The sequence below is a fragment of the Streptomyces sp. NPDC015242 genome, assembly GCF_043079125.1.
Classification (GTDB): Bacteria; Actinomycetota; Actinomycetes; order Streptomycetales; family Streptomycetaceae; genus Streptomyces.
The window spans coordinates 626,475-646,796 of sequence record NZ_JBIBUF010000004.1; the positions used below are offsets into that span (position 1 = coordinate 626,475).

The 20,322-nt window shown below is 72.3% G+C and carries 19 protein-coding genes; 10 read left to right on the forward strand and 9 right to left on the reverse strand.

The features are described 5' to 3' along the window. The first annotated feature begins 90 nt into the window (after window positions 1-90). Window positions 91-852 carry a MerR family transcriptional regulator gene (locus tag ACF07N_RS17530; protein WP_383334457.1) on the forward strand — a complete coding sequence of 254 codons (762 nt, stop codon included), beginning with the start codon at window positions 91-93 and terminating at the stop codon, window positions 850-852. Between the two features lie 16 nt (window positions 853-868). Here the strand turns inward: ACF07N_RS17530 and ACF07N_RS17535 are convergent, their stop codons facing one another. Continuing rightward, window positions 869-1,234: a YbjQ family protein gene (locus tag ACF07N_RS17535; protein ID WP_383334455.1), complete on the reverse strand. Its 366-nt coding sequence runs from the start codon at window positions 1,232-1,234 to the stop codon at window positions 869-871. 134 nt (window positions 1,235-1,368) lie between these two features. Here ACF07N_RS17535 and ACF07N_RS17540 point away from each other — a divergent pair, with 134 nt between their 5' ends. Beyond that, window positions 1,369-2,292 (forward strand): VTT domain-containing protein, encoded by a 924-nt coding sequence (locus ACF07N_RS17540; protein ID WP_392113511.1) that lies wholly within the window; start codon window positions 1,369-1,371, stop codon window positions 2,290-2,292. Between the two features lie 30 nt (window positions 2,293-2,322). Here the strand turns inward: ACF07N_RS17540 and ACF07N_RS17545 are convergent, their stop codons facing one another. Then, on the reverse strand, window positions 2,323-4,041 hold the full coding sequence (locus tag ACF07N_RS17545; protein WP_392113513.1) for a threonine/serine exporter ThrE family protein: 1,719 nt from the start codon (window positions 4,039-4,041) through the stop codon (window positions 2,323-2,325). A 100-nt stretch (window positions 4,042-4,141) separates the two neighbouring features. Next, window positions 4,142-4,633 (reverse strand): inorganic diphosphatase, encoded by a 492-nt coding sequence (locus tag ACF07N_RS17550; RefSeq protein ID WP_003991985.1) that lies wholly within the window; start codon window positions 4,631-4,633, stop codon window positions 4,142-4,144. Between the two features lie 79 nt (window positions 4,634-4,712). On the opposite strand from ACF07N_RS17550, the gene dacB reads away from it, so the two are divergent. The 6 genes from dacB (at window position 4,713) to folE (ending at window position 12,422) form a co-directional block, all read left to right on the forward strand. After that, window positions 4,713-6,299 (forward strand): D-alanyl-D-alanine carboxypeptidase/D-alanyl-D-alanine-endopeptidase, encoded by a 1,587-nt coding sequence (dacB, locus tag ACF07N_RS17555; RefSeq protein ID WP_392113516.1) that lies wholly within the window; start codon window positions 4,713-4,715, stop codon window positions 6,297-6,299. A gap of 185 nt (window positions 6,300-6,484) precedes the next feature. Continuing rightward, window positions 6,485-7,612, forward strand: coding sequence for a zinc-dependent metalloprotease (locus ACF07N_RS17560; RefSeq protein ID WP_392113519.1), 1,128 nt, complete (start codon window positions 6,485-6,487; stop codon window positions 7,610-7,612). A 196-nt stretch (window positions 7,613-7,808) separates the two neighbouring features. Then, window positions 7,809-8,840 carry a tRNA lysidine(34) synthetase TilS gene (tilS, locus tag ACF07N_RS17565; protein WP_383334447.1) on the forward strand — a complete coding sequence of 344 codons (1,032 nt, stop codon included), beginning with the start codon at window positions 7,809-7,811 and terminating at the stop codon, window positions 8,838-8,840. Window positions 8,841-8,900: 60 nt separating this feature from the next. Beyond that, a complete protein-coding gene (gene hpt, locus ACF07N_RS17570) occupies window positions 8,901-9,461 on the forward strand; it encodes a hypoxanthine phosphoribosyltransferase (protein ID WP_094057060.1) in 561 nt (186 codons plus the stop codon). 187 nt (window positions 9,462-9,648) lie between these two features. Further along, on the forward strand, window positions 9,649-11,688 hold the full coding sequence (gene ftsH, locus ACF07N_RS17575) for an ATP-dependent zinc metalloprotease FtsH (protein ID WP_383334576.1): 2,040 nt from the start codon (window positions 9,649-9,651) through the stop codon (window positions 11,686-11,688). A 128-nt stretch (window positions 11,689-11,816) separates the two neighbouring features. Next, on the forward strand, window positions 11,817-12,422 hold the full coding sequence (folE, locus tag ACF07N_RS17580) for a GTP cyclohydrolase I FolE (RefSeq protein WP_383340960.1): 606 nt from the start codon (window positions 11,817-11,819) through the stop codon (window positions 12,420-12,422). Window positions 12,423-12,429: 7 nt separating this feature from the next. On the opposite strand, the gene ACF07N_RS17585 is transcribed toward folE, so the two are convergent. From ACF07N_RS17585 to ACF07N_RS17610, 6 genes are all read right to left on the reverse strand, one after another. Next, a complete protein-coding gene (locus ACF07N_RS17585) occupies window positions 12,430-12,918 on the reverse strand; it encodes a DUF3180 domain-containing protein (RefSeq protein ID WP_383334442.1) in 489 nt (162 codons plus the stop codon). Between the two features lie 58 nt (window positions 12,919-12,976). Further along, complete coding sequence (gene folK, locus ACF07N_RS17590; RefSeq protein ID WP_392113523.1) at window positions 12,977-13,588, reverse strand: 2-amino-4-hydroxy-6-hydroxymethyldihydropteridine diphosphokinase; 612 nt, start codon at window positions 13,586-13,588, stop codon at window positions 12,977-12,979. Beyond that, entirely contained in the window at window positions 13,585-13,944 is a 360-nt protein-coding gene (folB, locus tag ACF07N_RS17595; protein ID WP_383334438.1) for a dihydroneopterin aldolase, read from the reverse strand. The genes folK and folB overlap by 4 nt, the downstream gene beginning before the upstream one ends. A 237-nt stretch (window positions 13,945-14,181) precedes the next feature. Next, on the reverse strand, window positions 14,182-14,688 hold the full coding sequence (locus ACF07N_RS17600) for a nuclear transport factor 2 family protein (RefSeq protein ID WP_383334436.1): 507 nt from the start codon (window positions 14,686-14,688) through the stop codon (window positions 14,182-14,184). Next, the gene (folP, locus tag ACF07N_RS17605; RefSeq protein ID WP_383340957.1) at window positions 14,685-15,566 is read right to left on the reverse strand and encodes a dihydropteroate synthase; all 882 of its coding nucleotides are present in this window, start codon (window positions 15,564-15,566) and stop codon (window positions 14,685-14,687) included. The genes ACF07N_RS17600 and folP overlap by 4 nt, the downstream gene beginning before the upstream one ends. Window positions 15,567-15,640: 74 nt before the next feature. Beyond that, window positions 15,641-17,476 carry a phosphatidylglycerol lysyltransferase domain-containing protein gene (locus ACF07N_RS17610; protein WP_392113527.1) on the reverse strand — a complete coding sequence of 612 codons (1,836 nt, stop codon included), beginning with the start codon at window positions 17,474-17,476 and terminating at the stop codon, window positions 15,641-15,643. A gap of 235 nt (window positions 17,477-17,711) precedes the next feature. Here ACF07N_RS17610 and ACF07N_RS17615 point away from each other — a divergent pair, with 235 nt between their 5' ends. Together ACF07N_RS17615 and ACF07N_RS17620 are read left to right on the forward strand one after the other, a co-directional pair. Next, entirely contained in the window at window positions 17,712-18,830 is a 1,119-nt protein-coding gene (locus ACF07N_RS17615; RefSeq protein WP_392113530.1) for an alpha/beta hydrolase, read from the forward strand. 157 nt (window positions 18,831-18,987) lie between these two features. Beyond that, window positions 18,988-20,214: a hypothetical protein gene (locus ACF07N_RS17620; RefSeq protein ID WP_392113533.1), complete on the forward strand. Its 1,227-nt coding sequence runs from the start codon at window positions 18,988-18,990 to the stop codon at window positions 20,212-20,214. Window positions 20,215-20,322: the final 108 nt, after the last annotated feature.

Here is a 20,322-nt window from a genome sequence, read left to right on the forward strand (position 1 = left end):
AAGGGATCAAACGGCACAAACGGGAAACACGCTTGCACCTCACGTGGCGTGAGGCCCGACCGTGGAGCGCGGAAGAAGAAGGGAGCGGAAGTGAGCTACTCCGTGGGACAGGTCGCGGGCTTCGCCGGCGTCACGGTGCGCACGCTGCACCACTACGACGACATCGGCCTCCTGGTCCCGAGCGAACGCAGCCACGCGGGCCACCGGCGCTACAGCGACGGCGACCTGGACCGGCTGCAGCAGATCCTGTTCTACCGGGAGCTCGGCTTCCCGCTCGACGAGGTCGCCGCCCTGCTCGACGACCCGGACGCGGACCCGCGCGCACACCTGCGCCGGCAGCACGACCTGCTGACCGCCCGGATCGAGAAGCTGCGCAAGATGGCGGCGGCCGTGGAGCACGCCATGGAGGCACGCACGATGGGCATCAACCTCACGCCCGAGGAGAGGTTCGAGGTCTTCGGGGACAAGGACCCGGAGCAGTACGCCGAAGAGGCCGAGGCGCGCTGGGGCGGCACGGCCGAGTACGCCGAGTCGCAGCGCCGCGTCGCCCGCTACACCAAGGAGGACTGGCAGCGGATCCAGGACCGGACGGCCGACTGGGGGCGCCGCTACGACGCCCTGATGGCCGCCGGGGAACCGCCCACCGGTGAGGCGGCGATGGCCCTGGCGGAGGAGCACCGGCAGCACATCTGCACCTGGTACTACGAGTGCCCGTACGAGCTGCACCGCTGCCTGGGCGAGATGTACGTCGCCGACGAGCGCTTCAGGGCGTTCTACGAGGCGATGCGCCCGGGGCTCGCCGAGCACCTCAAGGAGGCGATCGCCGCGAACGCGGCCCGCCACACCTCCTGATTCCCGGCCCGGGGGGCTACTCCCGGGCCAGGACCACCGCCGTGCCGTACGCGCACACCTCGGTGCCCACGTCCGCCGCCGCCGTGACGTCGAAGCGGAACGCGAGCACGCCGTTGGCCCCCCGCGCGCGTGCCTGCTCCACCAGGCGTTCCATGGCCTGGTTGCGGGTCTGCACCAGCGTCTTGGTGAGCCCGCGCAGCTCGCCGCCGACCACCGACTTCAGCCCGGCGCCGATCTGGCTCCCCAGATGCCGGGAGCGCACGGTCAGGCCGAAGACCTCGCCGAGCACCTCCTGCACGCGGTAGCCGGGTACGTCGTTCGTGGTGACGACGAGGACGTCGGGCTGGGGGCCCTGTCCGCCGCCGTATTCGTCGATGCCCATGTCCACAGCTTTGCCCGGGGCGGGCCGCAGTGCATCCTGATTACCCCCATGGAACCTGGGCCATGGCGGCCGCGTTGATACTTTGAGGCAGTCAGCCCCAGCCCGTACCCCACTGCAGCAGGAGCCACATCCCCGTGACCACGCTTGCGCTCGGCCCCGAGTGGCTCAGCCCGGACTACCTGATCTCGACGTTCAGCCTGCCCGGCATCCTGCTCATCGTCTTCGCCGAGTCGGGACTCTTCGCGTTCCTGCCCGGCGACTCCCTGCTGTTCACGGCGGGTCTCTTCGTCGCCGAGGGCACGTACATCACCCAGCCGCTGTGGCTGGTCTGCACGCTGATCGTGCTCGCCGCCGTCATCGGCGACCAAGTCGGCTACATGATCGGCAAGTTCCTGGGCCCGAAGCTCTTCAACCGTCCCAACTCCAAGCTGTTCAAGCAGGAGAACCTGGACAAGGCCCACGAGTTCATGGAGAAGTACGGCCCGAAGGCGATCGTCCTGGCCCGCTTCGTCCCGATCGTGCGCACCTTCGCGCCCATCGTCGCCGGCGCCGGCCGCATGAAGTACCGCACGTTCCTCACGTACAACGTCATCGGCGGCATCGCCTGGGGCACCGGCGTCACGCTCGCGGGGTACTGGCTGGGCCAGATCGACTTCATCAAGAAGAACGTCGAGTCGATCCTCATCCTGATCGTCCTGCTCTCCGTCGTCCCGATCATCATCGAGTACCTGCGGGACCGGTCGAAGAAGAAGCGCGAGGCGGCGCAGGCCCCCGCGGCCGGCCGGCCCCACGCCGCGGCCCCGGTCATGGACGACGCGACGACCCAGCTGCGCCGCATCACCCCCGACGACCGGCCCCCCTACCAGCAGCAGCCGCAGGGCAACCAGAACGGCGGCTACGACGGGCAGCAGTACGGCGGCCAGCGGTACGACGAGCAGCAGTACAGCGATCAGCAGTACAGCGACCAGCAGTACTACGGCCAGTACCCCCAGTCGCCCGGCTACGGCCGGCAGCAGCCCCACAACACGCAGCAGGGGCCGTACAACAACGGCTACTGAGCAGGAGCCCCCGGGCCGCGGAGCACAGCGCTAGAACCCGCGCGTGCGCTTCGCGGCCCGCCGCTTCTCCGCGGACCCGATCCGCAGGAACAGCCGGGAGATCTCGGACCCGAGGTTCACCCCGATGGCGATGGCCATGGCGAGCGCCACCGCCTTCGACAGCGACACCAGCCCCTCGTCGATCTCGTTCTGCGCGATGGCCAGCAGTCCGAAGTACGTCGCCGAACCCGGCAGCAGGGGCCCGATCGCCGCGGTCGTGTAGGGCAGCGCCGAGGCGAACCGGTACCGGGACAGCAACTGCCCGAACAGCCCCACCAGCCCCGCGGCCGCCGCCGTGGACGCCACCGGCGAGATGCCGCCCGCGTAGTGCATCGCGCCGTACACGACCCACGCGACGCCCCCGTTGAGGGTCACCCACACCACGGTGGATCGTTCCTGCTGGAGCAGCACCGCGAACGCCAGCGACAGCAGCATCGACGCGCCGATCAGCAGCACCGGCTGGTCGGACACCCCGAGCTTCGCGTCCGGGTTCAGCCGCGCCCCCAGCTGCACGCCGAAGTACAGCACCGTCAGCACGCCCGCGACGATGCCCACGAAGAAGTACAGGACCTCCAGCAGACGCGCGGAGGCGGTGATGTAGAAGCCGGTCAGCCCGTCCTGCACGCCCGCCACCAGCGCCCGCCCGGGCAGCAGCGCGAACAGGCCACCGGTGATGACCGCGGAGGCCTTCACGTCGACATGGCCGAGCGTCAGCGCGACCCCGATCGCGGCCGGCGGCATCGCGGCCACCGTGAACTGGTAGAACTCCGGCAGCCCCCGCCCCGCGCACAGCCACGCCAGCCGGTCGCCGAGCATCGCGCCCAGCGCCGCCGCCACGAACACGATCAGATCGCCGCCGACCAGCACCGAGGCCGCACCCGCGAGCAGCCCGCTCGCGCCGGTCAGCGCCCAGCCGGGGTACGGGTGCCGGTTGCGGCGGATCTCCGCCAGCCGCCGGTAGGCCTCCTCCAGGGAGACCGCCGTCTCGTCGTCGCTGAGGTCGTCCACCAGCTGGTACACGGCCGCCAGCCGCGTGTAGTCGGTGCCCCGGCGCCGCACGGTCCGCGACGCCGTCACCGGGTCGTCGACGAGGGACGGCTGGTACGAGATCGCCAGCAGCGTGAAGGTGACGTTCGGCTCGCAGCGGTCGAGTCCGTACGACCGGCAGACGGCGAACATCGCCGCCTCCACGTCCTCGGCGCCCTCGCCGCCCGCCAGCAGCAGCTCGCCGATGCGCAGCGTCAGGTCGAGCACGCGCGGCACCGCGGGACCGCTGTCGTCGTCGCCGCCGCGGTGCGTGGTCTCCGGCGCCGGCCGCTCCGTCACCGGCATGCGCAGCATCGTGCGCATCCGGTCCTGCCAGGGCACGTCCTTGGCCAGACTGACCTTCGGGATGCCGTTCGGCGGAGTGAAGGCCGTCGGGGCCTGCCGCGCGCTGTACGTGCTGGGCGGCGTGAACGCCGACCCCTCCGGCTCGGTCCCCGGCGCGTGCGGGACGTCCAGGCCCGGCGGCAGGGCGAACTCGGACGTGGTCTCGGACTCCGGGCCGGTCGCTCTGGGGACGGCCAGCCCCTCCGGGATCGCGAACTCCGACGTCGTCGACATGTCCCCGTCGACAGCGGCGCCGGACGGCGGTGCGAAGACGCTGCGCGCCTCGTCCGACCCGGGCTTGCGGTCCTCCGTCACTGCCTGGCGCTCCCTGTACGACACGTGAGCCTCGTACCCCTCACAGCCTCAGTATGCGCACAGGCGCGCGAACGGGCCGCACGCGACGCAGGCGTGCGGCCCGTGGGCACCGGGGCGGGGGTGGTCAGTGACCGCCCTGCTCCTTGAAGCGCTTGTAGGAACGCTCGATCTCGGCCTCGGCGTCCGTGCGGCCCACCCAGTTGGCGCCCTCGACGGACTTGCCGGGCTCCAGGTCCTTGTAGACCTCGAAGAAGTGCTGGATCTCCAGACGGTCGAACTCCGACACGTGGTGGATGTCCCGCAGGTGCTCCACGCGCGGGTCGTGCGCGGGCACGCACAGCAGCTTGTCGTCGCCACCGGCCTCGTCCGTCATCCGGAACATGCCGATCGCCCGGCACTGGATGAGGCAGCCCGGGAAGGTCGGCTCGTCCAGGATGACCAGCGCGTCCAGCGGGTCGCCGTCCTCGCCGAGCGTGTTCTCGACGAAGCCGTAGTCGGCCGGGTAGCTGGTCGAGGTGAAGAGGCGACGGTCCAGGCGGATCCGACCGGTCTCGTGGTCCACCTCGTACTTGTTGCGCGAACCCTTCGGAATCTCGATCGTGACGTCGAACTCCACCGGTGGCTCCTCCATGATCAACACACAGTTCTGGTGGTTAAGTGTCCCTCACGCAGGTGTGTGATCGCGAAAGGGGCTGGTGGTCGTGCCAGAGCTGAGGCCTTGGCGGGCCGCGAGACCGCACGTGGTGCGGATCGCGGCTGCCGTACGACCGCGCCTGGCCCGGGCCGCAGCGGCCGCGAAACCGCGGGTCACGCGGCTCGCGGGAGCCGGGACACCGCAGGTCGCGCGGGTCACGCGGCCGAAGACCTGGCAGTTCACCGCGGGCGCCGCCACCGCCGGCCTGGCTCTGGCCGCCGGGGTGGTGACCGCGGCCGGTCCCTGGGACTCCTCGGGTCAGCGTACGGCGGAGCGCGACCGCGCCGCCGCCCTCGGCCGCACGGGTGGCGCAGATCACGGCGGCGCCCCCGGCACACCCGCCCGGCCCCGGCCCGCCCCCAGCGCCGGGCCCGTCCTGACCGGCCTCGGCGGCGTCAGCACCGTGAAGTCCGCCCCGGACGGCAAGGCCCTCGCGAAGATCCTCGCGCCCCTGCTGAAGGACCCGGCGCTCGGCCCCAGGCCCGCGGCCTCGGTCGTCGACGTCACCACCGGCCGGCGCCTGTACGGCGCGCACCCGGACGCCGCGCTGACCCCCGCCTCGACCACGAAGATCGCCACCGCGGTGGCGGCGCTGTCGGCCATGGGTCCCGACCACCGGCTCACCACGCGCGCCGCGCTGGAACCCGACACGAAGGAAGTAGTCCTCGTCGGCGGCGGCGACCCCACCCTCACGGCCCGCGAGAAGGCCGGGGACGCGGCGAGCCTGCGCACCCTGGCCGCCGAGACGGCCGCCGCCCTCGCCGACCGGGGCGTGCGCGAGGTCACCCTGTCCTACGACACCACCCGCTACGCGGGCTCCCCGAGACACCCGATCGGGGACAACCCGAACCTCGCCCTGGTCGTCCCCCTGATGGCCGACGAGGGCCGCACGGACGACTCGGCCAGCGGCCCGGTCACCCGCGTGAAGGACCCCGCCGAGGACGCGGCCCGCCAGTTCAAGGACTTCCTGGCCGCCCAGGGCATCAAGAGCACGGCCCCCGGCCCGTCCAAGGCCACGACCCGCGCCGAGACCCTCGCCGCGGTCTCCTCGCCCCCGCTGTCGGCCCTCGTCGAACGCATGCTGACCAACAGCGACAACGACATCGCCGAAGCCCTCGCCCGCCAGACCGCCACCGCCACCGGCGAACGGGCCGACTTCGCGGGCGCGGGCCGGGCCGTCACCGCCCGGCTCCGCGCCCTCGGGCTGCCGCTGAAGGGCGCCGCCGTCAAGGACGGCAGCGGCCTCGACCGGGCCGGCCGCCTGACGCCCGGCCTCCTCACCGCGCTGCTGGCGAAGGCGGCCGACCCCTCCCACCCGGAACTGCGCCCGGCCCTCACCGGCCTGCCGGTGGCTGGCTTCACCGGCACGCTGAGCTCCCGCTACACGGACGGCGCGTCCGGCGTGATCCGCGCCAAGACCGGCACCCTCTCGGGCGTCCACACCCTCGCGGGCACCCTCGTCGACCGCGACGGCCGCCTGCTGGCCTTCGCCTTCATGGCCACGGGCACGGACCCCCTCGCCGCGGCGGCCACCCAGAAGGCCCTGGACGAGGCGGCCACGGCGCTGGCGGCGTGCGGGTGCGGCTGACCGCCCGCCGTGACCGGGCGCAGCGCCGGGACGGAGCGCCCGGGCCCGGCCCGCGAGGCCGGGCACCGGCGGGGCGTTCCGGCCCTCACCCGCCCCGCCGTCACCCGGGGCCCGGGGAGGCACCGCCGCCCGTCCCGGCGCTCGCCGCCCTGCCCCAGCGGCGAGCGCTCACGTACGGTTGACGCATGACGAGCATCGGTGGTGCTTCAACCGGCATGGTCGACTGGAATCTCGCGGTGGCGACCGCGACCCGGTTCGTACGTCCCGGCCCGGAGGTCAGCCGCGAGGAGGCCAGGGCCGTCGTCGCGGAACTGCGCCGGCACGCCAAGGCCTCGGAGGAACACGTCCGCGGCTTCACGCGGCTCGGCACCGAGGAGGGGCACGACACCCCCGTCCTCGTCGTCGACCGCCCGGGCTGGATCCGCGCGAACGTCGCCGGCTTCCGGGAACTCCTCAAGCCCCTGCTCGACAAGATGCAGGAACGGCGCGGCGGCAGTGCCCCGGGCGCGGTCATGAGCGCGGTCGGCGGCAAGGTCACCGGCGTCGAACTCGGCATGCTGCTGTCCTTCCTGGCCTCCCGCGTCCTCGGCCAGTACGAGACCTTCGCCCCCGCCACCCGCGAACTGCCCGCCGGGGAGAACGGCGGCGGCCGGCTCCTCCTCGTCGCGCCCAACATCGTCCACGTCGAGCGCGAACTCGACGTCGACCCGCACGACTTCCGCCTCTGGGTGTGCCTGCACGAGGAGACGCACCGCACGCAGTTCACCGCCGTCCCCTGGCTGCGCGACCACCTGGAGGGCGAGATCCAGTCGTTCCTGGGGGAGACCGACGTCGACCCCATGACCGTCCTGGAGCGCGTCCGCGAAGCCGCCCAGAGCCTGGCCGGCGGCCGGCCCGAGGGCGAGGAGGACGACGGCGGCCGCTCCCTCGTGGAGATCGTCCAGACCCCCGCCCAGCGCGAGATCCTCGGCCGCCTCACGGCCGTGATGTCCCTGCTGGAGGGACACGCGGACTTCGTCATGGACGGGGTCGGCCCGGCCGTCGTCCCGTCCGTCGGCGAGATCCGCGAGAAGTTCCAGCAGCGCCGCGCCAAAGGCGCCTCCCGCCTGGACCTGGCCCTGCGCAAGCTCCTCGGCCTGGACGCCAAGCTGCGCCAGTACCGCGACGGGGAGCGGTTCGTACGGGCGGTCGTCGGCGAGGTCGGCATGGACGGCTTCAACCGGGTATGGACCTCGCCCAACACCCTGCCCACCAAGGCGGAGATCGCCAAACCGGCGGACTGGGTCACGCGGGTGCATCGCAGGGCCGAGTAGTGAACATCGCGGGGAGGTCGTGAAAGGAATCCGGTCGACGGCAGGCGAACGCCCCTCCAATCACCCGTCCGAGGGACCGTGAGCCAGGGGTAGGCGTGCAATGCTCGGGGAACGGCCCGGTTCTGTCACCATCTACACACTCTGCGTGACCGACACGCGGGCCCACCCCCCGAAAACTTCATGAAGGGAACCGGACATGGGTCCCCATCCTGCGGTCGCGGCGATACGCCTGGCAGTACGCCGCGTCCTCCACGACCTGCTCACCGAACACCACCGCGCCCCCGCCGCGGTCCCGCACGCCCTCTCCCACGAGCCCCCGCCGCTCGTGCTCGTGGCGTGCTCCGGCGGCGCCGACTCCATGGCCCTCGCCTCCGCGCTCGCCTTCGAAGCACCCAAGCTCGGCGTCAGAGCCGGTGGCGTGACCGTCGATCACGGCCTCCAGCCCGGCTCCGACCTGCGCGCGGCGGAAGTCGTCCAGCGCCTGCGCGAACTCGGGCTCGACCCCGTCGACTCCGTCGCCGTGACCGTCGGCCGCGCCGGCGGGCCCGAAGCCGCCGCCCGTGACGCCCGCTACGCCGCGCTCGACGCCGTGGCCGAACGCCACGGCGCCGCCGCCGTCCTGCTCGGCCACACCCGCGACGACCAGGCCGAGACCGTCCTGCTCGGCCTCGCCCGCGGCTCGGGCATCCGCTCCCTGTCCGGAATGGCCGCGGTCTCGGGGGCCGACGGCCGTTACCGCCGCCCCTTCCTCGGGCTCGACCGGCAGACCGCCCGCAAGGCCTGCATGGTCCAGTCCCTGCCCGTCTGGGACGACCCGCACAACGCCGACCCGGCCTACACCCGTTCCCGGCTGCGCCACGAGGGCCTGCCCGCCCTGGAGAAGGCCCTCGGCAAGGGCGTCGTCGAGGCCCTCGCCCGGACGGCCCGGCTCTCCCGCGACGACGCCGACGCCCTCGACTCCTGGGCCGCCCAGGCCGAGACCACCGTCCGGGACGCCGCCGGACTGCTGGAGTGCGCCAAGCTGTACGCCCTGCCCCCCGCCGTGCGCCGCCGTGTCCTGCGCCGCGCCGTCGTCGCGGCCGGTGCCCCCGCCGGATCGCTGTTCGCCCGTCACATCGAGGAAGTCGACCGGCTGATCACCGGCTGGCGCGGTCAGGGGGCCATCAACCTCCCCGGCAAGGTCGTGGCCCGGCGGCAGGGTGGCAGACTGGTGATTCGGCAAGGCTGAATCCGACCCCTCCCGGCTGTCGCCGGAGGGGCCGGCCGGCCGGTGGGACGACCGAAAGTGATGCGGGTGGACGCGAAAGACATGGGTGCCGACCTTCAGCAGGTACTCATCACCAAGGAAGAGATCGACGCCAAGCTGGCCGAGCTGGCAGCCAAGATCGACGCGGAGTACGCGGGCAAGGACCTGCTGATCGTCGGAGTCCTCAAGGGCGCGGTGATGGTCATGGCCGACCTCGCGCGGGCCCTGTCCACCCCCGTCACCATGGACTGGATGGCCGTATCCTCGTACGGGGCGGGCACCCAGTCCTCCGGTGTGGTGCGGATCCTCAAGGACCTCGACACCGACATCAAGGGCAAGCACGTCCTCATCGTCGAGGACATCATCGACTCCGGCCTGACCCTGTCGTGGCTGCTCTCCAACCTCGGCTCGCGCGAGCCCGCCTCCCTGAAGGTGTGCACGCTGCTGCGCAAGCCCGAGGCGGCGAAGGTCGCCATCGACGTGGAATGGGTCGGCTTCGACATCCCCAACGAGTTCGTCGTCGGCTACGGCCTCGACTACGCCGAGAAGTACCGCAACCTCCCGTTCGTCGGTACGCTCGCGCCCCACGTCTACGGCGGCTGAACCCCGTCCGGGGGTGTCGTGGCGGTGATCGGGAACCCCGGCGGGCTTCCCGCCGTTGGAGCAGGCGTGGACGGATCGCCAGCCGCACCGCGCAGCTTCAGGTGACAATGCTGGGGTACCGTCCGAAGAACAGTCTTTTATCAAACTCACTATGGCAGGAGGGACGGGGCGGCACCGCTCCGTGTGGATGGACGTGAAGCGATACTTCCGTGGGCCGGTCATGTGGATCGTGCTGGCCGTCCTTGCCGTGGTCGTGTTGATGCAGGTCGTCGGCTCGTCCGGCGGCTACAAGACGGTGGACACCGGCCAGGTCGTCCAGGCGATCAACCAGAACAAGGTGGAGTCGGCCAAGCTCACCACCGGTGACGAGCAGATCATCAAGGTCACGCTCAAGGGCGACGAAAAGGTCGAGGGCAGCTCGAAGATCCAGGCGAGCTACATCGGCGACCAGGGCGTCGCCCTCGCCAACACGCTGCAGAACAAGTACCAGGACAAGCAGATCCCGGACGGCTACACGGTCTCGCCGTCCAAGCAGAACCCGTTCGTCGGGATCCTGCTCTCGCTGCTGCCCTTCGTTCTGATCGTGGTCGTCTTCCTGTTCCTGATGAATCAGATGCAGGGCGGCGGCTCCCGCGTCATGAACTTCGGGAAGTCCAAGGCCAAGCTGATCACCAAGGACACCCCCAAGACGACGTTCGCCGACGTCGCCGGGTCCGACGAGGCCGTCGAGGAGCTCCACGAGATCAAGGAGTTCCTGCAGGAACCGGCCAAGTTCCAGGCCGTCGGCGCCAAGATCCCCAAGGGCGTGCTGCTCTACGGCCCGCCCGGAACCGGCAAGACCCTGCTCGCGCGTGCCGTGGCGGGCGAGGCGGGCGTGCCGTTCTACTCGATCTCCGGTTCCGACTTCGTCGAGATGTTCGTCGGTGTCGGTGCCTCCCGGGTCCGTGACCTGTTCGAGCAGGCCAAGGCGAACGCCCCGGCGATCGTCTTCGTCGACGAGATCGACGCGGTCGGCCGTCACCGCGGCGCCGGCCTCGGCGGTGGTCACGACGAGCGCGAGCAGACGCTGAACCAGCTGCTCGTCGAGATGGACGGCTTCGACGTCAAGGGCGGCGTGATCCTCATCGCCGCGACGAACCGGCCCGACATCCTCGACCCGGCCCTCCTGCGCCCCGGCCGCTTCGACCGGCAGATCGCCGTCGACCGACCGGACATGCAGGGCCGTCTGGAGATCCTCAAGGTCCACCAGAAGGGCAAGCCGGTCGCCCCGGACGTCGACCTGTCGGCCGTCGCCCGCCGTACGCCCGGCATGACCGGTGCCGATCTCGCCAACGTGCTGAACGAGGCCGCCCTGCTGACGGCCCGCAGCGACCAGAAGCTGATCGACAACCACATGCTGGACGAGGCGATCGACCGTGTGGTCGCGGGCCCGCAGAAGCGGACCCGGATCATGTCGGACAAGGAGAAGAAGATCACCGCGTACCACGAGGGCGGACACGCCCTGGTCGCGGCGGCCTCGCCGAACTCCGACCCGGTCCACAAGATCACGATCCTCTCGCGCGGCCGTGCCCTCGGCTACACGATGGTCCTGCCGGACGAGGACAAGTACTCGACCACGCGCAACGAGATGCTCGACCAGCTCGCCTACATGCTGGGCGGCCGCGCGGCCGAGGAGCTCGTCTTCCACGACCCGACCACCGGTGCCGCCAACGACATCGAAAAGGCCACCGGTCTGGCCCGCGCGATGGTCACGCAGTACGGCATGACCGAGCGTCTGGGCGCGATCAAGTTCGGCGGGGACAACACCGAGCCGTTCCTCGGACGTGAGATGTCTCACCAGCGGGACTACTCGGAAGAGGTCGCCGCGCTGGTCGACGAGGAGGTCAAGAAGCTCATCGAGACGGCGCACAACGAGGCCTGGGAGATCCTGGTCGAGAACCGCGACGTCCTCGACAACCTCGTCCTGCAGCTGCTGGAGAAGGAGACGCTGGGCAAGGAGGAGATCGCCGAGATCTTCGCTCCCATCGTCAAGCGCCCGCCCAGGCCCGCCTGGACCGGCTCCTCCCGCCGCACGCCGTCCACCCGTCCGCCGGTCCTCTCCCCCAAGGAGCTGGCGCTGACGAACGGGGCGAACGGCGCGACGCCGGCCATCAGCACCGCCAAGAGCACCGCGGCGGAGCCCGCCCCGGCGCCGGAGCGGACCACGGAGGACCGCCCCGAGAGCTGACCGCGCTCTCCCGGTGCCGCCACCGGGCCCGGAATGGATGCCGCGCCCCCCAGGTTTTAGCCTGGGGGGCGCGGCTTTCCGCCATTTACGCAGGCCGCCCTCTGATGGACACAGGAACGAGGCACCAGATGACCGACCCCGTGACGCTGGACGGCGACGGCCAGATCGGCGAGTTCGACGAGAAGCGCGCCGAGAACGCCGTACGCGAACTGCTGATCGCGGTCGGCGAGGACCCGGACCGCGAAGGCCTGAGGGAGACGCCGGCGCGGGTGGCGCGGGCGTACCGGGAGATATTCGCGGGGCTGTGGCAGAAGCCCGAGGACGTGCTGACGACGACGTTCGATCTCGGGCACGACGAGATGGTCCTGGTGAAGGACATCGAGGTGCTGAGCTCCTGCGAACACCATCTCGTGCCGTTCGTCGGTGTCGCGCACGTCGGGTACATCCCGTCCCTGGAAGGCAAGATCACCGGCCTGTCGAAGCTCGCCCGGCTGGTGGACGTCTACGCCCGGCGCCCGCAGGTGCAGGAACGACTCACCACGCAGATCGCCGACTCCCTGATGGAAATCCTGGAGCCGCGCGGTGTGATCGTCGTCGTCGAGTGCGAGCACATGTGCATGTCGATGCGCGGGGTGCGCAAGGTGGGCGCGAAGACGATCACCTCGGCGGTCCGGGGGCAGCTGCGCGACCCGGCGACCCGCAACGAGGCGATGAGCCTCATCATGGCGCGCTGACGCCCCGTCAGACGGAGGGCGCCGCCCCCGTGCCGTCGTGCTCGTCGTCCTCCGGGAGCTTGCAGACCCGCTCCAGGAACTTCGCCGCCGCTATGACGCCGATGCCCGCGAGGACGGAGAAGCCGGCGTAGACGGCCTGGTCGCGGCGGGCGGGGATCTCCAGCGACTCCAGGAGGAAGACACCGGTGCCTCCGTACATGCCGGAGACCAGGGCGGAGACCAGGGCGCTGGCCTGGCCGAAGACGACCGCGCGGGCCGCCATCATGGGGTCGACGCCCTTGGCGTCGGGCTGCCGCTCGCGCTGCGCCTTCAGCCGCGAGCGCAGGGAGATCGCCGTGGCCAGCAGGACCACGGCGATCAGGGCCAGCACGACGGGGGCGGCCAGGGGGACGCTGGGGAGCGTGCCGACCGAGTTCCACAGGCGGGCGCCCGCCCAGGACAGGATCGCGGCCACGACGAAGACGCCGGCCAGCAACCTGATGCGCAGCTCTTTCACGGTGTCCCTTCGGTTCCCCCGGCTCCGGCCCCGTACGCGGCCGTCTTGACCTTAACGGCTACTCGGGCAGCCGGAGTTCCAGGTCGGGGCGGGGCGCGACGCCCTCCCGGGTGACGGCGTCCAGCAGGCCCGCGACCGGGCCGCGGCCGGGCAGCTGCGCCCCGGGGTCCAGGTCGTGCCAGGGGGCCAGGACGAAGGCGCGCTCGTGGGCGCGGGGGTGGGGGAGGGTGAGCCGCGGGTCGTCGGAGACGACGTCCGCGTAGGACACGATGTCGACGTCGAGGGTGCGGGGTCCCCAGCGCTCGTCGCGGACGCGGTGGAAGGCCTCCTCGACCGCGTGGGCGCGCTCCAGGAGCGAGGAGGGCGGGAGGGTGGTCTTCAGGACCACGACCGCGTTGAAGTAGGACGGCTGGCTGCCGGGGTCCACGCCCCAGGGCTCGGTCTCGTAGACGGGGGAGACGGCCTTGACGCGGACGCCGGGCGTGTCCTCCAGGGCGTCGACGGCCCCCTGGAGGGTCTCCAGGCGGTTGCCCAGGTTGGAGCCGAGGGCGACCACGGCCCGTTTCGGGTTGGACAGCGTCGTGTCGGCGGCGTCGACCTTGTCGACGACGGAGGCGGGCACCGGCTGGACGGTCGGGTCGCTGGGACCCTTGAGGAAGGGCGCGGTCATACTCGGCTCCGGGTGATGGTGACGGTCACGTCGTCGAAGGGCACGGTGATCGGGGCGTCCGGCTTGTGGACGCAGACCTCCACCTGCTGGACCACCTCGTGCTTCAGGACCACCTGGGCGATGCGCTCGGCGAGCGTCTCGACGAGGTCGACGGGCTCACCCTGCACGACGGCCACGACCTCCTCCGCCACGATGCCGTAGTGCACGGTCTTCGCCAGGTCGTCGTCGGCGGCGGCCGGCCGGGTGTCCAGGCCGAGGACGAGGTCCACGATGAAGGTCTGGCCCTCCTCGCGTTCCCTCGGGAACACACCGTGGTACCCGCGGGCCCTCAGGCCGCGCAGCGCGACACGATCCACGCGAATCACTCCTGCAATCGTCGGTCACGGCCGGTCCGTGCCGTGTGCGGGCGGCACACCGGCCTCGGTCGAATCTACCTGCGAGCGCGGGCGGGCCCGGGCCACGGGGGGTGGGTCCCGGCCGGGCCCGGGCGGGACCCCTCCGGCGTCCGGCCTGGGGAATCCGGCGGCTCACGGGCCGGCAGCCGCCCATCGGCGCGGCCCGGTGATTCCCACCACTACCCGGCGACTACCCACTCAGGCGGGCGTGTCGTCCTGCTCCTCGTCGTCGGTTTCGGCGAGGACGGGGGAAGCGTGGTGCGACCAGATCTTCCACCCCTGGGGCGTGCGCCGGAACACGTTCGTCGCGACCACGAGCTGTCCGACGAGCGGGCCGAGCTCCTCGCCCTCTCCCTCCGGCGCGGGGCCGCCGCTGAGGATGTTCTCGGTGCAGGTCACCAGGGCCGTGTCGCCGGTGACGGAGACGTGCACGTCGGTGAGGAAGAACTGGATGTAGTCGGTGTTCGCCATGATCAGGGCGTAGGAGCGCAGGACCTCGCCGCGGCCGGTGAGCACGGGCCAGCCGGGGTGCACGCAGGAGACCACGCCGGTGTCGGCCGGATCGTGGTACGTCTCGTCGACGCCCAGGTCGGCGGGGGTGAGCCAGAGCGACGCGAGTTCCTCGAAGTCGCCCTGCTCCAGTGCCTCGTAGAAGGCGGTGTTGGCGGCCTCGACCTGCTCGACGTCGGTGTGCGGGGCGCTCACCGGGTGCCTTCCGTGCCGGGGCGTGCCCCTTCGAGGGCGCGGGCGACGCGTACGGCGTCCGCCGTGGCGCGCACCTCGTGCACGCGGACGGCCCACGCGCCGGCGTGCGCCGCGAGCGCGGAGACGGCGGCGGTGGCCGCGTCCCGTTCGCGGGCGGGCGGGGGCGGGGCGTCGGGCCCGGCGAGGACCCGGCCGAGGAAGCGCTTGCGGGAGGCCGCGACGAGGACCGGGTGGCCGAGGCGCAGGACGCGGTCGAGGCCCGCCAGCAGGGCCAGGTCGTGCTCGGCGTCCTTGGAGAAGCCGAGGCCGGGGTCGACGACGACACGGTCGGGGGCGATCCCGCCGGCGAGGACGGCCTCCACGCGCGCGTGCAGCTCGTCCACGACCTCGGTGACGACGTCGGCGTAGACGCCCCTGACGTTGCCGCCCTGGAGGAAGCCGCGCCAGTGCATCACGACGAAGGGGGCGCCGGCGTCGGCGACGGCGGGGATCATGCGCGGGTCGGCCAGGCCGCCGCTGACGTCGTTGACCAGGGCGGCGCCGGCCGCGAGAGCCCGCTCGGCGACGGAGGCGCGCATGGTGTCGACGGAGACGGTGACGCCTTCGGAGGCCAGGCCGCGGACGACGGGGACGACGCGGCGCAGTTCCTCGGCCTCGTCCACGCGGGTGGCGCCGGGGCGGGTCGACTCGCCGCCGACGTCGACCAGGTCCGCGCCCTGGCCGACCAGGTCGAGGCCGTGCTTGACGGCGGCCGTGGTGTCGAAGAAGCGGCCGCCGTCGGAGAAGGAGTCGGGGGTGACGTTCACGACTCCCATGACCGCGCAGCGGTCCCATTCCGGTAGGCCCGCCACGCGCCCGCGTCCGCTCTGGTTGCTCATATGTTCAGCGTAGGCCCCGGCGGGGGCCGTCCGGCGCCGCGGCCCGGGCGCCGGACCCCCGGCGGGCGTGCGGGTCAGGCCGCCCGGACATGGCGTTCGGCCGCCGTGTGGTGCGCGCAGGGGCGGCGGCCCGTCGCGCCGCGGCGGCGCAGGAAGCGGGGCAGGGGCGGGGCGAGGGTGAGGAAACCTTCCGCCTGCATCGCGGCGAGGCCGATGCGGGGCAGGTCGGCGGAGGTGCGGTAGACGACGAAGCGGGGCTCCCAGCGCGGCTGGAACTTGGCGTTGAACTTGTACAGGGACTCGATCTGGAACCAGCGGGAGAGGAAGACCAGCAGGCCGCGCCAGGCGCGCAGCACCGGGCCGGCGCCGATCTTCTCGCCGCGTGCCAGGGCCGCGCGGAACATCGCGAAGTTGAGGGAGACGCGCGCGACGCCGAGCCTCGGGGCGGCCTGGAGGGCGGCCACGATCAGCAGTTCGTTCATGCCGGGGTCGGCGGAGCGGTCGCGGCGCATCAGGTCGAGGGAGACGCCGTCGGTGCCCCAGGGCACGAAGTGCAGGACGGCCTTGAGGTCGCCGTGGGGGCCGGGATGGTCGTCCTGCTTGTGGGCGGTGGCGATGAGGCAGTCGCCGTCGGAGGGGTCGCCGATCCGGCCGAGGGCCATGGAGAAGCCGCGCTCGGTGTCCGTGCCGCGCCAGTCGTCCGCGGCGCGCCGGACGCGCTCCAGCTCCGCCTCGCCGAGGTCACGGACGCGTCGGACCCGGGTCTCGTAACCGGCGCGCTCGATGCGCTTGACCATCTGGCGCACGTTGCGCATCGCGCGGCCGGCGAGCGAGAAATCCCTGACGTCCACCACCGCCTCGTCGCCCAGTTCGAGGGCGTCGAGCCCGGTCTCGCGGGTCCACACCTCGCCGCCGGTCTCCGAGCAGCCCATGACGGCGGGGGTCCAGGAGTGGGCTCTGGCCTCGTCCATGAACCGTTCGATGGCGCCGGGCCAGGCCTCGACGTCGCCGATGGGGTCGCCGCTGGCGAGCATCACGCCGGAGACCACACGGTAGGTGACGGCCGCCTTGCCGCTGGGGGAGAAGACGACGGCCTTGTCGCGGCGCAGCGCGAAGTGGCCGAGGGAGTCGCGGCCGCCGTGCTTGTCCAGCAGGGCGCGCAGCCGGGCCTCGTCCTCCTCGGTGAGCCGGGCGGCCGGGTGCTCGGGGCGGAAGGCCAGGTAGATCGTGGTGACGGCGGTGAGCAGGCCGAGGGCGCCGAGCGAGAAGGCGACGGTCCAGGAGGTGGTGCCCCGGTAGTCGACCGGGCCCTCGAAGCCGAAGAGACCGTAGACGACGTGGGTGAGGCGGTCGGCCAGGCTCGGGTCGCCGAGCATGCGGTCGCCGTGGACGCTGACGACGAGCAGGCCCAGCAGCAGCGAACCGGCGCTCATCAGCACGAAGTTGGCCAGCGCCCGCCAGCGGCTGCGCGGGTCGGGCAGGGCGTCGAACTGGTCACGGTGGCGCAGCAGGGGCGCCAGCAGAGCCAGGGAGACGAGGACGCCGGCGACCGAGTGGCGGTAGGTGAACTGCGCGACGGCACCGGCCGGGAGCAGGGCGACGGCGGCCCGCCAGGCCCGGCGCTTGCCGCGCTTGAGGCCGTGCGCGAGCAGCAGCAACAGCACGCCGGTGCTCAGCGACAGGGCGGCCGCGAAGGGACCGAGGGCACCGGGCAGCACCTCGGCGAGGGCGTGCATCCGGCTGTGCCGGAAGCGGGGGAAGACACCGGCGGCGACGTCCAGCGCGCCCACCAGCGCGCAGGCTCTGCCGACGAGGAGCGGCACGGCCTCGGGCCGTGGCCCGCGCAGCAGCCGGCCCACCCGGCCCGTGCGCGCCGTGGTGCCGCGGCGGTGCGGAACCCAGCCCGACATTTCCTCATCTGTCCTGACAGACATCGCATCCCGTAGTTCTGCGAGAGACCTTGGATCCGGTGCCGATTCGGGCATCCGGCGACATTGCGCCCTCTAGGACGGTGTCTCGCGGGGAGAGGTTCACTCCCCGCGTCAAAGCCGCTTCAAAGGCGGAGGAAAGTCCGGGACAAGCCCGCGCGAAGGTCGTGGTCGCGGGGGCGGGACCGGGTGGAGAGCGCGGGCAGGTAACCGATCCATGGGTCTCACGAGCGACAAGGTGCTGGTGGCGGCGGTGGCGTCCGCCGTGCTGCTGTTCGTCGGCACGGTCCGGCTGTGGCCGCGGCTGGCCCGGCCGGGGTGGCGGGCGGTGTGCGGGCGCGTCGGCCTGCTGCTGGGCACGCAGCTGGCGTTGTTCACCGCGGTGGGCCTGGCCGCCAACCAGGCCTTCGGGTTCTACGCGAGCTGGGCCGACCTGTTCGGGCAGGAGAAGGGCCAGGGCGTGGTGGTCGACCACACGCCGGGCCGGGGTCCGCTGGAGGTGGTCGGCTCGCGGCGGGTGCCGGGGGCGGGCGGGGTGCGGCCGGCCTCCGGCGGCCGGATCCAGGAGGTGGAGATCGTGGGCCGGACGACCCGCATCGCCACCCCCGCGTACGTCTATCTGCCGCCGGAGTATTTCCAGCCGCGGTACCGCACCCACCGGTTCCCCGCCGCGGTCGTGCTGACCGGCTATCCGGGCACGGCGTCGGCGCTGGTGGAAAAGCTCCACTATCCGCGCACGGCACTGGAACTGGCCCGGGCCGGCCGGATGCGGCCGATGATCCTCGTCATGCTGCGGCCGACGGTGGCACCGCCCCGGGACACGGAGTGCGTGGACGTTCCCGGAGGTCCGCGGACGGAGTCGTTCTTCGCGCGGGATCTGCCCGAGGCGTTGCGCGCGCACTACCGGGTCGGCGAAAAGCCCGGCCGGCTCGGCGTCATCGGCAACTCCACGGGCGGATACTGCGCGTTGAAGCTCGCGATGCACCATCCGGGGGTGTTCGCCGCCGGGGCCGGTCTGTCCGCGTACTACAAGGCGCCGGTCGACGCCACGACGGGCGATCTCTTCCAGGGCGACAAGGGCCTGCGCGACCGTGCCGATCTGCGGTGGTACCTCGCGCACATGCCCGCGCCCGGCACGTCCCTGCTCGTCACCAGCAGCAGGCGGGGAGAGTCGAACTACAAGGACACCCTGGAGTTCATAGAGCGCGTGAAGGACACCGGGCGGACCCGGATCTCCTCGATCGTCCTGGAAAGCGGCGGGCACAACTTCAACACCTGGCGGCGCGAGATTCCGGCGACGCTGGAGTGGATGAGCGAACGGCTCGCACGCGGCTGAACACGGGGGTCCGGCCCGTCGGAAATGATCTTGGGAATTGGATGAACAGGCGATTCCGCTTCTTCCCGAGTTCTGATGCGCCGTGACTCTTCCGGTATGGCTTTGTTTTTGCGGGGTGGCTCACCATGATTCGCCTACGCGCGGTAAGTTTCTGGCCATGCCACGTGGACGTCATCGCCATTCCCCGCCCCTTCACAGGCTGCTGCCCCCGTCGGCGATCGCAGGCGTCTCCCTCGTCTGCGCCCTGGGGCCCTGGGTGTTCACGGAGCCGACGGTGCTCCGCACTCTCGCCGCGGCCGCCGCGGCGACGGCGGTCGCCGGCGCGGTCGTGCTGCGCCGCTGGGACACCCAGGCGGGCAAACGCGTCGCCGATCTGACGCGCGCGCGGGCGAGCGACGAGTGGCGCTTCGAGGAACGTGTCGCCGAACTGGAGGCCGACCTCGAGGAGTCCCGCGAACTGCGCGCCAAGCTGGAACAGCGGCTGCGCGCCAAGCGCACCGAACTGGCCGGGCTGCGCAACGAACACGCCGCGCTGCTGCGCCGGTACGCCACGTCGGAGACCGAGCGGGCGAGCGTCCTGGAGGAGCGCCGGGTCCTGGAGATCGAGGCGACGGCTCCGGTGCGGGCGGCCCTGCCGGCCGGTGCCGCGGGCCCGGCGGACACCGTCCCGGCGCAACCGCAGCGGCAGCCGCAGCCGCAGCAGCCGGCCGGTGCGGACGCCGGCGAGGCGCGGTCCGAGGTCCCGGCGGTGTTCTCGCCCGAGGGCTCCCGGCTGTTCCTGCGGGCCGCCGCCGCGCTGGCCCGGTTCGAGGGGGAGCGGGTCCCGGACCCGGACGGCGGCGGTGACGGCGACGGCGACGGCGGCGGCGACGGCGACGGCGTGCCGAGGGACGAGGACGCCGCGGAGTCCGGGAACAAGCCCGGGCCGGAGCCCGCGCAGCGGGGTGAGCCGTCCCGGGAGGACGCGGCGCGGGGGCGGTCCGAGGCGGCCGGCGGGCAGGAGCACGCCACCGCCGCGCGGACCGGCGCCGGGCGGCTGCCCGAGCCCGCCCGGACCGGACAGGGCGCGACCGGTCACTACACCGTGCCGACCGCGGTGGCCGTCGCGCCGCAGCAGCCGGTGCGACGTCCGCTGACCGAGGGCGGGTTCGACTTCTTCGGCACCAAGCAGGGCACCTCGCGGGCCGCCCTGGAGGCCGTGCAGAACGAGGATCTCGCCGATGTCGTCGGCCAGGAGGCGCTCGCCCTGCACAAGGCCGAGGCCGAGGCCCGCTACAAGCCGGCCGGCGAGGACTCGCGCGGCATCGGCCAGGTCATCGACCTGACGGCGCACGACGAGACGGAACAGATCGACGTGCAGGGGCTGCGCAGTGCGGTGTCGTGAGGGGGTGCCGGACACCTCCTGACCACGTCTCAGGACCCGGCCCCGCAGGGGAAGGGCCCCCGGTGACCACCGGGGGCCTTCGTGCGTCCGGGCTCGGGCCCCCGGCCG

Coding starts and splice junctions, on each gene's coding strand:
- ACF07N_RS17610 (WP_392113527.1), bottom strand. CDS start 17,476: ATGTCGGGCTGGGTTCCGCACCGCCGCGGCACCACGGCGCGCACGGGC.
- hpt (WP_094057060.1), top strand. CDS start 8,901: ATGCGGGTGGACGCGAAAGACATGGGTGCCGACCTTCAGCAGGTACTC.
- folE (WP_383340960.1), top strand. CDS start 11,817: ATGACCGACCCCGTGACGCTGGACGGCGACGGCCAGATCGGCGAGTTC.
- tilS (WP_383334447.1), top strand. CDS start 7,809: ATGGGTCCCCATCCTGCGGTCGCGGCGATACGCCTGGCAGTACGCCGC.
- folK (WP_392113523.1), bottom strand. CDS start 13,588: ATGACCGCGCCCTTCCTCAAGGGTCCCAGCGACCCGACCGTCCAGCCG.
- ACF07N_RS17535 (WP_383334455.1), bottom strand. CDS start 1,234: ATGGGCATCGACGAATACGGCGGCGGACAGGGCCCCCAGCCCGACGTC.
- ACF07N_RS17615 (WP_392113530.1), top strand. CDS start 17,712: ATGGGTCTCACGAGCGACAAGGTGCTGGTGGCGGCGGTGGCGTCCGCC.
- ftsH (WP_383334576.1), top strand. CDS start 9,649: ATGGACGTGAAGCGATACTTCCGTGGGCCGGTCATGTGGATCGTGCTG.
- ACF07N_RS17560 (WP_392113519.1), top strand. CDS start 6,485: ATGACGAGCATCGGTGGTGCTTCAACCGGCATGGTCGACTGGAATCTC.
- ACF07N_RS17620 (WP_392113533.1), top strand. CDS start 18,988: ATGCCACGTGGACGTCATCGCCATTCCCCGCCCCTTCACAGGCTGCTG.
- folP (WP_383340957.1), bottom strand. CDS start 15,566: ATGAGCAACCAGAGCGGACGCGGGCGCGTGGCGGGCCTACCGGAATGG.